Annotated in this window: 7 protein-coding genes; 4 read left to right on the top strand and 3 right to left on the bottom strand. The window is 73.9% G+C overall.

Annotated elements, in window-relative coordinates; translation table 11 throughout:
• Both IPG72_12820 and IPG72_12815 read right to left on the bottom strand, forming a co-directional pair.
• Positions 1-1011 carry a dienelactone hydrolase family protein gene (locus IPG72_12820; GenBank protein ID MBK6769867.1) on the bottom strand — a complete coding sequence of 337 codons (1011 nt, stop codon included), beginning with the start codon at positions 1009-1011 and terminating at the stop codon, positions 1-3.
• Positions 1008-3287, bottom strand: a complete 2280-nt coding sequence (locus IPG72_12815; protein MBK6769866.1) for a hypothetical protein — start codon at positions 3285-3287, stop codon at positions 1008-1010. Before IPG72_12815 ends, IPG72_12820 begins: the two co-directional genes overlap by 4 nt.
• A gap of 101 nt (positions 3288-3388) precedes the next feature.
• On the opposite strand from IPG72_12815, the gene IPG72_12810 reads away from it, so the two are divergent.
• From IPG72_12810 to IPG72_12800, 3 genes are read left to right on the top strand one after another with little or no spacing between them, the layout of a single operon-like run.
• Positions 3389-4516, top strand: coding sequence for a hypothetical protein (locus tag IPG72_12810; GenBank protein MBK6769865.1), 1128 nt, complete (start codon positions 3389-3391; stop codon positions 4514-4516).
• The gene (locus IPG72_12805; GenBank protein MBK6769864.1) at positions 4513-7530 is read left to right on the top strand and encodes a hypothetical protein; all 3018 of its coding nucleotides are present in this window, start codon (positions 4513-4515) and stop codon (positions 7528-7530) included. Before IPG72_12810 ends, IPG72_12805 begins: the two co-directional genes overlap by 4 nt.
• A gap of 23 nt (positions 7531-7553) precedes the next feature.
• Complete coding sequence (locus tag IPG72_12800) at positions 7554-7880, top strand: YbjQ family protein (protein MBK6769863.1); 327 nt, start codon at positions 7554-7556, stop codon at positions 7878-7880.
• Here the strand turns inward: IPG72_12800 and IPG72_12795 are convergent.
• Positions 7825-8415, bottom strand: a complete 591-nt coding sequence (locus tag IPG72_12795; protein ID MBK6769862.1) for a DinB family protein — start codon at positions 8413-8415, stop codon at positions 7825-7827. The two genes, IPG72_12800 and IPG72_12795, sit on opposite strands and share 56 nt — an antisense overlap.
• Positions 8416-8593: 178 nt before the next feature.
• Here IPG72_12795 and IPG72_12790 point away from each other — a divergent pair, with 178 nt between their 5' ends.
• Complete coding sequence (locus IPG72_12790; GenBank protein ID MBK6769861.1) at positions 8594-12244, top strand: VWA domain-containing protein; 3651 nt, start codon at positions 8594-8596, stop codon at positions 12242-12244.
• Positions 12245-12253 lie beyond the last annotated feature (9 nt).

Here is a 12253-nt window from a genome sequence, read left to right as displayed (position 1 = left end):
CTACATGTGCGCCGCAAACCACGCCAGCGTGTCGTTCCACGCCTGCGTCGCCTGCGTCTCGTCGTAGCGATCGCCCGTGTCGTTGTGGAAGGCGTGGTTCACGCCGGGGTAGATCTTGATCTCGTGCGTTGTTCCGGCGGCCTTCAGCGCCGCTTCGAGGTCCGGGATGCCGGCGCCGATCCGCTCGTCCAACTCGGCGTACACGCCCAGGACGGCGGCCTTGATGTTCGGCACTTCGGCCAGGTCGGGGGCGGGGCCGTAGAACGGGACGGCTGCCTTCAGGTCGGCCATCTTGGTGGCCACGCGCCACGTGATCCCGCCGCCGAAGCAGTAGCCGGTCATCACGAGCTTGCCGATGTCCACGTCCGGCTGGGACTTGAGGAAGGCCGCGCCCGCCAGGAAGTCGCCGACGTGGCGCTCCGGCCCGGCGTCCGTGAGCAGCGCCGGCACCTTGTCGCGGTCCGCGCCCGCGGTGCCGCCCTCGCGGGACAGGAGGTCGATCGCCAACGCCACGTAGCCCGCCTTGGCGAAGCGGCGCGTGACGTCCTCGATGTGCGCGGTCAGGCCGCGGTTCTCATGGCAGACCAGGACACCCGGGTACGGGCCGCCGGCACCGGCCGAGTCGGAGGGACGGGCAAGGTAGCCCTGGATCATCGTCCCGCCGCTGTCGAACGCCACCGCCGCGGCCGAGACCGCCGGGTCGTCGGCGGCCACGGACAGCGGGCTCTGCGGGTCGGTCGGCGGCTTGGAGGTCGGCTGAACGGTGGCGGCGCCGGTGGCGGTGGCGACGGCGGCCATGGTGGTCGGCTCGGCGTCGGGTATCGGGTCGGTGGCGGCCGGCAGCTCGTCGGGCGTGCAGCCGACGGCGGCCAGCACCGGAATCGCCGCGGCCATGCTGCCGGTGATGAACGCGACGCGCCGGACGAACGTACGGCGGCTGATCGCGCCTTCGCGGTAATCGTCGTAGAACTCTTCGACGAGGTAGTTCTTGAGGGCTTGGCGGTCGCTCACTGGGGGGTACGTCCTCCGCACGTGGCGCGCCGGCTGGGCGGCGCGGCGGATGGGATGGAGGGAGTGTATCGAGTAGGGGCGTGGGGGCAAGCGGTCTCTGTCAGGGATCGGCGGCCAAAGGGCCCGCCCCGGGAAGGACGGGCCCTGGGCTGCCCTACGGCAGGCGATGGGGCAGGCGCGGGCGTTGCCGGGCAAGGGAATCCAGCGGCGGCACGGGTCGGGGAAGCCGGGAGGGACGGGGAGATCGGGGGCGTTGGCGGGGCGTGGTCTGGCATGGTCCTCGGCCCTGGTCGCCGCTGCCACCCATCGGGGTTCGTGGCGTGGAAGGCGAGCGTGTCGGTGCCCTTCGCGCTCGGATGCGGGAGGAGGAGCAGCGTGTTGCCGAGTTGCCGCACGTCCGATTGGCTGGGCGGCGCATCGACGACGATGTGGTCCGGCGGGAGCGCGTTGTCCCACGCCACGACGTCGATGAGCTGCGGCCGGCCGGGCCGGACATCGACCGTGTAGCCAAGCGCAAACGGGGCACCGCGATTCGGCGCGACACCGGCCGGAAGCGCGGCCGCGCTTGGCGGGATGTCGAGGCGTACCGGGCGGGACACAGCGGCACCGCCATCCGCGTACTCGGCCACCGCGCGCAGGCTGGATGGCCCGGCGCCGAGCCAGGTCGCCGGCAGGGATCGTTGCGCGAGCGCGAGCTCCGACGTGCTACGATCCGGCTGTCCTGAAGGACGCGGATCTCGACCGGTTCTTCTCCGGTGACCAGGCAGCTGAACGACACTTGGGCGATCATCGTTCTCGGATTCGTGTTGGCGTCGCGCTCGACGTCGGCGACAAGCTCGAGCGACCGCCCCGATGGCCCACGGTGAGCCGCCCCGCCACTCGCCGACAGCCCGCACCGGCGACGCGTCCACCGCCGTGATGCGTACCTCGTGCCACCCCTCGGCCAACAGCGCCGTCGTGTCCAGCGCGAACCGCCCGTCGCGCGCGGCGGCGATCGCGATGCCGTCCACGTACAGGGTGTACGCCGCGATCGTCCCCCCCGGCGCCGCCGTCGTCGCCCGAGCGGTCAATGGAACGATGCCCTTGACCGTCGCGGTGCCGCCGGGCAAACCCTCGACGTCGACCGTCGGCACGTGCGTGAACGGCCGGGTCAGCGGATCGCCCAGGAACAGGCTCTGGAAGGCGGACCACTGCACGCTGCGGAAGATCGCCTCGCCCAGCGGCAGACCGGCGAAGTAGAACGCGTGAAGTGCGGCGTCCGGGAACTTGCCGCCGGTGCACGGCTCCTCGACGGTGCCGAGCGTGGCGGAGGCGCCGGCGGTGATCCAGCTGGACATCTTCTCCTGGCCGCCCTCGTCGTACATGGCCGCGAAGCTCGTCAGGTGGTCGGCGAAGCTGCCGGGCAGGAGCGTCGTGTCGGCGCCGACGACAGCCGGGTGGGTGATGCCCGTCAGGATGCCGAGCGCGTCGTGCCGGCCGAGGGGCACGACGCCGTCGAGCGCCTCGGCCTTGCCGCCGAGGTCCGTGATCGCCTGGATCACGGCCGGGAAGTCCTCGCGGCGGTAGCTGCGCAGACCGTCGGGCGTCGTCATGAAGTAGAACGTCCCGTCCGGCCGCGTCCCGTCCGCCGCCGTCGAGCGCTCGATCATCGCCGCCACCTCGTCGACCGTGTTCCCGCGCTCGCCCAGGTAGCCGAGCAGCGTGCCGACGAAGTAGCGCCGCGCGCCGCCCGACGTCGCAGGCTTGCCGTTGTACCACCGGGTCCGGCTGTCGAACGCCACCGCGTCCGACGGCCGCCGCCACGCGCCGCGGTAGCGGTTCAGGTCCTGATCGCTCAGCTTGCCCCCCAGGATCTCGTCGGCTTCCGGCAGGAACGTATAGGCCGACGACAGGCTCATGCGGCTGACGACGCCGCAGCCGGTGCTCACGAGGTTCGTCGGCATCGGGATGAAGAACCGCTTGCTCGGGGAGATGACGATGTGGTCCACATGCGCCAGCCCGCGCGCGGCCAGCGTACCGGTCACGGCGTGCCGCTGGAACGCCGCCCACGACGCGTAGTCGGCGGCCGCGGGCGGCAGGTAGAGGACGTTGCCCGCCGGGATCGACCGCCGCGCGGCGTAGACGTGCCCCAGGTAGAGACTGTCCGCGTCCGTCGGGTCGATGATGAGCAGCGCGTTGCTCGGCCCGCCGTCCGCATGGGCGACGTGCGCCGCGGGCGCGACGAGCGCGAGGGCGAAAGTGAGAGCCGTGGCGAAGCGGACGAATCGGCGGGACAAGGGGCACGTCCTTCGATCGGGCGGGGTCAACGCGGTTCGGGCGAGCGCCAAAGTGGGCGGTTGCTGGAGAGCGTGCCCGACCGCGGGTAATATTACCGGCGATGCCCCCCGCCCAGCCCATCCACCCCGTGCGCGACCACCGTCGCCTCGCCGTCGCCGTCGCCGCGTCGATGGCGGCGGCCGCGTGGTTCGGCGTGCCGTCGCGCCACGCGGCCGCGCAGGATGCCCGTCCGCCGTTCGTGAGCTGCCCGGACAACCGGCTGGTCAACCCGGGCTTCGAGGCGGGCTTCAGCGTCCGCGACCGGCCCGACGAGATCGTCGGCCGCGGTTGGTCGCCGTGGTATGACGTCTCGGCCACCGGCGGGCTCACCGCGCCGTCGATCACCGCGCGGCGGGGTGACGAAGCGCTGCTGGACGTCCCGTTCGGGATGTGGCTCCAGGAGATCGGCAGCGACGTGAGCCCGCACGTCGGCGGCCTCTGGCAACAGGTCCGCGTGCCGGCCGACGTCCAGGTGCAGGCCTCGATCTGGGCGTACGCCTGGGCCAGCAGCGCCGACCAGGTGCTCGTCTCGACGCCGCCCGGCACATACGCCACGACGCTCGGCCTCGACCCGCAGGGCGGAACGGACCCGCATGCCGCCACCGTGGCGTGGAGCCAGCCCATCACCGTCACCGACCGCTGGATCCCGCTGGCGATCGACGTGAACAGCCCGGGGCCGCGCGTCACGCTCTTCGTGCGCGGCCAGCCGCTGGCGCAGCTGCGACACATGGTCTCGCGCTGGGATGGCGCGTGCCTGCGGGTCGCCGGCAGCGCCTTTGCCGCGCGCGCCGCGCCGCCCGCCACGCCCCGCCCGACGCCCACCGTCGACCCGCGCCGCCCCGGCCCGACGGACGATCCGATCGTCGCGATCCTCCGCGGCACGGCGCTGGCCGTCGACGCAGCGGCCGCGGCGACGGCGCGTGCGCCGCAAGGCGCCCTCGGTGCGCGCTTGAGCATCACGGACAGCGGCGCGTTCGTCGTCCCCGGCTCGGCGGACGGCCTCGGCCAGGCGCGCCCCGTCCCGACGCCGCTGGGCGCATCGCTGGCCGACGAGCCCGTGACCGTCACGCCGGTCATGCGGTTGATCGACCAAAGCGGCCTCATCGCGCTGGCGTTGGCGGCGTTTGCCGCGGGCGCGGTGGCCGGACTGCGCGGTTGGACGGACAAGCTGCACGGCGCGGATCAGTGACGCCGCGCGCCGCATGGATCGTCCAGCGCCTCCGGCGTGCCCGGCCCGCCGCGGTCGTTGGCGCCATCGACGCGTACGGGCCGCCGGTGCTCGTCGTCGCCTTGGCCCTCCTGGCCGTCGCGCCGGCGCTGGCGGCGCCAGGCATCGTCGCCACGCGCGCCGGAGGGGACAGCCCGTTCCTGTTGCAGCGCGTGTTCGAGATGGCCGTGGCGCTGCGCGGCGGGCACTTCCCGGCGCGCTGGATGCCGGACGCCGCGCACGGCCTCGGCTATCCCTTCTGGAACTACTACGCCCCGCTCGCCTACGGCGTCGCCGGCACCGTCGCCGTCCTTGGCGGCGGCGTCATCGGGGCCGTCAAGCTCACGCAGGCGCTCTGCTTCGTGCTGGCTGCGCTCGGCGCCTACCGCCTGGCCCGCAGCGCGTGGGGCACGGCGGCGGCGGGCGTCGTGGCCGCGGCCGCCTACACGTTTGCGCCCTACCACCTCCTGAACGTGTACGTCCGCGGCGACGCCCTGGCCGAGCTGGCCGCGTATGCCGTCGCGCCGTGGCTCCTCGTGGCGATCGACGGCGCCATCCTGCGGCCGTCGGCCCGCTCCGTGGCCCGCCTGGCGCTCGTCACGGCGCTGCTGCCGCTGGCCCACAACGTCTCGGCGCTGCTGTTTGCGCCGCTGGTGGTCGCGTTCACGGTCTGGCGCTGGTGGGGGCGGCGCGTGTTGCGCGGTGGCGCCGCGGCGGCAGTCGACGCGAACGACCCACCCGAAGCCGTCGATGAACCTTGGACGTTGGTAGGGGCACGGCATGCCGTGCCCCCACCAACGGGGTGGGTGATGTGGGCGGATGGGCTGTTGGCCGGCGTCGAACTGCGCGTCTGGCGCGTCGTGCGCGCCGTCACGTCGCCTGCCGGGGCGGTCGTCGGCGCGGGTGTGCTCGGCGCCGGTGTTGCGGCGTGGTTCTGGGTGCCGGCCGTGTTCGAGCAGCACGCCGTCCAGCTGGCCGGCAACACGAGCGGCTACTTCAGCTACCGCAACCACTTCCTCGCGCTCGTCGACCTCAGCGCATGGATCGGCGAGCGGGGCGATGTCGGCGGTGCGCGCGGGCTGCTGCGCTCGCTCGTCGCCGGCCCGGCGGTGTTCGATCCGCGCCCGTGGGTCCGCTACGACACCGCCGCCGGCGTTCCGGCGACGACGGGCATCGTCCTGTTGGCGCTGGCGATCCTCGGCGCGGCCGTCGCCTGGCGGAGGTCGGCACGGCGGGGTGCAGTGCGCTTCTGGGTCGGCGCCGCGCTGGCCGCGACGCTTCTGACGACCGCCGTGTCGTGGCCGCTGTGGGCGATGATCGAGCCGCTGGCCTGGGCGCAGTTCCCGTGGCGTTGGCTGAACGTGCAGGCGCTCGCGCTGGCAATGCTGGCCGGCGCGCTCGGCGCGTTGCCGGCGCCGCGCGCGCAGTGGCGCTTTGCCGCGGCGCTGGCGGCGTCCGTCGCGCTGGCCGCCAGCGGCATGGCCGCGCTTGACCCCGAGGTCCTGCCGATCGGCCAGCCGACCGTGGCCGATCTGCACACTTTCGAGCTCTTCAGCGGCAACATCGGCTCCACCGTCCGCGCCGAGTACCTGCCGTGGGCCGTCAACCCGCAGCCCGCCTCGAGCGTCCACAGCGTGGCCGGCGTGCGCGTCGGGCCGCGGGCGATGGATGGCGAGGAGGTGGGTGCGGCGCTGGTCCACGACGGCGTCGCCAGCCAGACGTGGCAGCTCGATGTCGCCGGCGCGGACGAGGCCACGATCGCCCTGCCGCTCCTGTGGTTCCCGGGCTGGCTGGCGACGATCGACGGCGATCCGCCGCGCGAGACGCGTGCGCTCGACGGCAGCGGCTGGCTGACGGTCGACGTGCCGCCCGGCCGCCACGTTGTGAACGTGTCCCTTCAGCGGACACCGATTCGGGCGTGGTCGGAGGTGATCTCGCTGGCGGCCCTGGTGCTGATGCTCACGCTGTGGCTCTCGTCCGCCGGGCGGCTGCGGCTCGGGCAGCGGGGCACCGCGGTTGCCGTCGCCGTCGGCGCCGCGGTGCTGATCGCCCGCGCCCTGCCCGTCGGCGGCAAGTACGGGCCGGTGACGCTCGACTGGGCCCGGATGCCGTACCCGCACTACAACCCCGGCGGGCTGCCGTTCGGCCGGAGCCGGCTCGAAGCGGCGCGGTTCGAGGGGAACGACGATCCGGGCGTGCCGATCGACGCCGGCAGCACGCTGGCCGTGTCGCTCGAGTGGTCGACGCCGGCCACGAGCGACACGCTGACGCTGGCGCTCGTCAGCCCGGCCGAGGCGCAACTGGGCGTCCCGGAGGACTGGTCGACGACGCGCGAGCCGCTGACCGGGACCGTGGCGGCGTCGCTGCCTCTGCCGGCCGAGCTGCCGGCCGGCGCCTGGTTCGTCCGCCTCACCGTCGCCGACGCCGACGGCCGGAACGTGCGGGCCGTGAACGCGAGCGGCCACCCGTTGGACGCCGTCTACCTCGGCCCGGTCCATGTCCGCGCCGCCCAGCGCACGGCCACCCCGCCCGCCGCCCCCGTCCTGGACACCGAGACCGTCGCCTTGGACGAGGTGCGTTGGACGCAGGCGGCCGACGCGTTCACCGTGCGCCTCACGTGGCGCGCCAAGCGCGCGCTCACCGCCGACCTGAAGACATCCGTGCGCCTCATGCGCCGCGGCAAGCCCGTCCTCGGCGCGGACGACCAGAGCCCGATCCAGGACGACAAGGTCCCCGGCTACGGCTTCAACCCGCCGACCGCCTGGCCCGCCGGCCAACCCGTCGAGGACCGCCGCTGGCTCCGCCTCCCGCCCGGCCTCCCCGCCGGCGACGACTACGCCGTCCAGGTCGTCCTGTACGACGCCTGGACCCAGGCTGAGCTCGGCAGCGGAACCGCCGAAGGCGTCGTCATCGCCGCCGTGCCGCCCGCACCGTCCCCGACCGCTGACCTGGCGGACGAGCCGACCAACGAACCGACCGACGAATCGACCGACTGAGCGCAGCCAAGGAGTCCTGCCCCATGTCCACGGAACTCATCGTCACGACCGGCAACGACGTCGCCAACCGTCCGATCGCCGCCTATCTCGGCGTCGTCCGCGGGATCGTCGTGCGCACGCCGAACATCGGCCAGGCGTTCGTCGGCGGGCTCAGGAGCGTGTTCGGCGGCAACATCATCGAGTACACCCGCGTTTGCGAGGCCGCGCGTCAGGAGGCGTTCGAGCTCATGGTCGCCCACGGCGTCGAGCGCGGTGCGCACGCGATCATCGGCATGCGGTATGACGCGACGGAGTTCATGAACGGGGCGACGGAGGTGTTGGCGTATGGGACGGCGGTGACGTTGGGGTGATGCGCCACGCCGCGATGTTCGCGTCGATCTGCCGCTCGTGCATCACATCGTGCCCGGCGATGCCGCCGATCAACGCCGCAAGGCTCTCCTTGCCCCGCTCGCTGTGCAGGCCCCAGCGGGCGCGCTCGTCGGGTGTCGTCTGCTCCAGGAACGCGACGTTGACGGCCTTGAGCGCGCGGAGGTGCTCGAGCAGTGTCGCGACATCCCAGCGGCGCTCCGGCGTGCGCGGCGTCCAGCGCTCCTGGTCGTAGCCGGCGATCGGCGCTTCGGGCTCGGCGACGATGCTGCGGTAGCGGTAGCCGTAGACGATCTCACTGTGGACGAGGTGGGCCAGCACCTCGCGCGCCGACCACTCGGCCGGGCCGGGGCGGAAGTCGATCGCCTCGTCCGGCAGGCCGGCGAGCGCGGCGGACAGGCGGTCGGGCAGGGCGCGCTGGGTGGCGAAGGGGTCGGCGCCGGCGAGGAGGTCGATCTCCGCGCGAATGTAAGGATGGCAGTGGACGGGATCGACGGGGCCGTATGAGGTCTCGATCATGCGGGGGCTCCTCGTGAGGTTGGCTTGCCGGGGGGAATCGGCGCCTGGCGCGAAGTCTTGGCTGCCCGGTGACGAGGGTCAAGTTCGGCACGCGGTTGCGTCGCGCTCCGGTCCTGCCTATCGTGTGCCCGAGCTGCCGCTCGCCGACCTTCCCTCCTGCGCCCAAACCAGATCAGCGATGCATCCACTTACCCAACCCGCGCCCACCCGTCCCGCCCGCCATCGCCCGTCCGCCGCCCGCGTCGCCTCGCCGGTGGCCGTCGCTGCGTGCGTCGCCGTGGGCATGGCGCTGGCGGCCATCCCGCTCACCGCAGCCGGTGGCCTGCACACGGCCGACGATGATTCGCCGGCCCGCGCCGCCGCCGCCGCCGCCCGCACCGCGGCCACGTTCACGCTGTCCGGCGACTGGCCGATCCCGCCGTCGGCGGGCGCCGAGGTCGTCGCTGCGACGAGCCTCTGCCCGAACATCGGCGCGCCGACGGGCGTGCCTGGGGCCGGGTTTGCGGCGAACGGCGTGCTCCACATCGTGGCGACGTGCTACAACCGGCCGCAGTTGAGCGCGATCGACCCGGACGGCCGGATCGTGTGGGGTGGGATGCTGGGCTGGAACGTGCCGTCCGTCGTGACGTTCGAGCCGTTCACGCAGCGCGTCGTCGGCGCGTTCCGCGAGACGGCTGGCCGCCTCGTCGTCGCCGCGCATCCGCTGGCGGGCAGCGCCTACACCCAGCGCACCTGGAACGTGCCGGGCGGCGACGGGGACGACCGAGGGCTGCCGCTCGCGATGGCGCCCGGGCCGGGCGGACGGATCGTCGCGTTCAGCCCGGACGGGCTGACGGGCTTCGGGCCGGGCATCGAGCGATCGGGGCCGACGGTCCCGTTGGGTGCGCCGAACCGGCGGGCGCTGCCGGGCAGCATCGCCGTCGACGGCGCCGGCGCGCGGTACGTGCTCGACCCGACAGCCGCCTGGGGGGTGATCAAGCTGACGCCCGACGGCCGGCGAACGGACTTCTGGGCCGTCGAAGGGTTGGCCGCCGGCGCCGGGATGCTGGCGGGCTACCCGGACGGCGACCACCTGGGCGTCCTCGAGCCGACGACCGCCGGCAACTGGCAGCTCCGCGCGTTTCGCCCGGACGGCCGCCTCGTCGGCGTCCATCCCGTCGACACGCGCATCGCCTCGGCCCGCGCGCCGTTGCTGGCGATGGGACCGGGCGGCGCGTTCGCCGTCGTGCTCCACGCGGGTCCGCGCGTACAGATCGCATGGCATGCCGCCGACGGCGCGCTGCGCCGGTGGCTCGACCTCGGGCCCAACGTGAACCGCGCCCCGACGAATGCGTTCGGGCTGAACGTCTCGATTATCGACGGCCGGGCAATCGTCCGGTTCGGGCGCCGGCGCGACCTCATCCGCTTCGACCGCGCCGGCGTCACGACGACGCTGTTCACGCCGCCGCCGCTGGCCGCGGACGTCGCCGAGCTGCCCGACGGCGGCATCGTCGTCCGGCGCCGCGCGGCGAGCGATCTGGCGATCGGTGTGGTCGAGCGCTTCGACGACGCCGGACAGCTCCGGTGGTCAACGCCGGTCTCGGACACCGGGGCCGGCCTGGCGGTCGACGATCGCTTCGTCTACGCCGCGCAGTCCGAGCACTCGGCAGTAGTGATGCTCGATGCCGGCGACGGGACGGTGGCCGGCCGGATCGACCTGTTGGCCGAAGAGGGCTTCTTCCCGGACGACATCGCGCGCGCACCGGACGGCAGCATCGCCGCCGTCGACGGGGTCGGGCGGCAGGTGCAGGTCTGGGATGTCCGGACGCCTTTCCGGCCGGTGCGGACGATCGCCCTGCCGCCCGCGGACGGTGTCTGGCGCGTCGCCGCCGGGCCGGGTGGCCTGATCGCGGTCGTCGGCCGCTGGACGGACGGACCGCCCGCCGGGGCGCCCGGCGTGGCGCCCGGCGCGACGCCCGGCCATTCGACCGTCCGAGTCCTCGACGCGACCGGCGCCGTACTGTGGCGTCTCGAGAACGATCCGCGGATCGATCTGGCCGCCTTCGCGCCCCAGGACGTCGCCTTCGATGCGGACGGCCGGCTCGTCGTCGCGGCCGAGGCGATCAAGTCCGCCGAACCGGCCCGGCTGTGGACGTTCGATCTGAACGGCGGCGCGGCTGCCGCACCGCCCCCGCCCCCGACCGCGCCGCCGCCGCCGCCCGCGAACGGCGGTCCGTGCCGCGTCCAAGGCGACAAGACCGCGGCGCCGCGCGAGATCTGGCTCGGCGAGACCGTCACGGTGACGCTCTCGCTCCGGCGCGCCTGTCCGGACGCCAGCAGCGTGGCCGACATCGTCCTCGCCGTCGACGTATCGGGGTCGATGGGCGGCGTGAAGCAGACCGCAGCGGCCGACGCGGTCGAGGCGTTCGTCGGCGACATCGACCTCAGCCGGCACCGGATCGGCCTCGTGACGTTCAGCAACACGGCCCGGCTGCTCCACCCGCTTTCCAGCGACCCGGCGGTCGTGCGGGACGTGCCGGCCAGTTATGGCGCCGGCGGGGGCACGAACATCGCCGCCGCGTTGATCGCCGCGGATGCGCACCTGGCGGAGGCGGCCCGGCCCGAAGCGCGGCAGGTCATCGTCCTGTTCTCCGACGGCGGATCCGACCCCGATCAGGCGATGGCGGCGGCGCTGGCCGCCCGGCGCCGCGGCGTGCGGATCTTCACCGTCGGCGTCGAAGGCGCAGCGAACACGTTGCTGCTGCGGATCGCCGGCCGGGCGGAGCAGCACTACGGCAACCTGCGCCCACAGGACCTGCCGGCGCTCTACCGCCAGCTGGCCACGATCATCGCCTCCGGCGCCGGCGCGGCCGTGCTGGACGACACGCTGTCGCCGGACGTCGACCTCGTGCCGGCGACGTTCAACCGGCCGCCGCAGATCGCGTTCGGCGCAGGCTTGCGCTGGGGATTCGGCGCCGAGTTCGGCGCGCCCGTCACGCTGACCTATCAGGTCCGCCCGTTGCGGACCGGCCTCGTGCCGACGAACACGGCGGCCTGGTTCGACTACCTCGACGGCGACGGCGTCGTCCGCCGCTTCACCTACCCCGTGCCGGAGGTCCTCGTCCGCGCCCCGACCGCCACGCCGTCCGCGACGCCGACGGCGACGCCCACCCCGACGCCGACGGCCACGCCCCTCCCGCGGCCGATCTACCTGCCCATCGCGCTCCGCGAGGCCGCCTGCAAGCCGTCCGCCCGCCACGCCGACGTCGCGGTCGTCATCGATGCGTCCACCAGCATGCTCGAGCCGGCGCCGTCGGGCCGGACGAAGCTCGATGTCGCCCTCGATGGCGTCCGCGGCTTCCTGGACCGTCTCGACCTCGCACCGGGCGGCGGAGACCACGACCGCGCGGCCGTCATCGCGTTCAACGCCGCCGCGACGCTCCTCCAGCCGCTGACCGCCGACCGCGCCGCCCTCGACGGCGCCCTCGGCCGGGTGGCCGTCGCGCCGCAGACGTGCATCGTGTGCGGCGTCGAGACCGCGATCGACGCGCTGGCCGAAGCGCGGCGCGATGCGACCCACACGCCCGTCCTCGTCCTCCTCACGGACGGCCGCTCGAACCCGCGCCCGATCGCCGAGGCCGAGGTCGCGGCCGCGATGGCCCGCGCGCGCGGCATCGTCGTCTTCACGATCGCCCTGGGCGAAGACGTCGACGCCGAGGCGCTGCGGCGGATGGCGTCCGAACCCGCGTTCGCCTTCCGCGCCCCGACGGCCGACGACCTGGCGGCGATCTACGGCGCGGTGGCGGGGGCGATCCCGTGCCCGGCGGGGGCGTATTGGGGCGGGCGGTAGGGCGGTGAA

This window comes from Candidatus Avedoeria danica (assembly GCA_016703025.1).
GTDB lineage: Bacteria > Chloroflexota > Anaerolineae > Epilineales > Epilineaceae > Avedoeria > Avedoeria danica.
The sequence above is the reverse complement of the archived record's forward strand: the minus strand, read 5'-3'. Positions and strand labels throughout refer to the sequence as shown.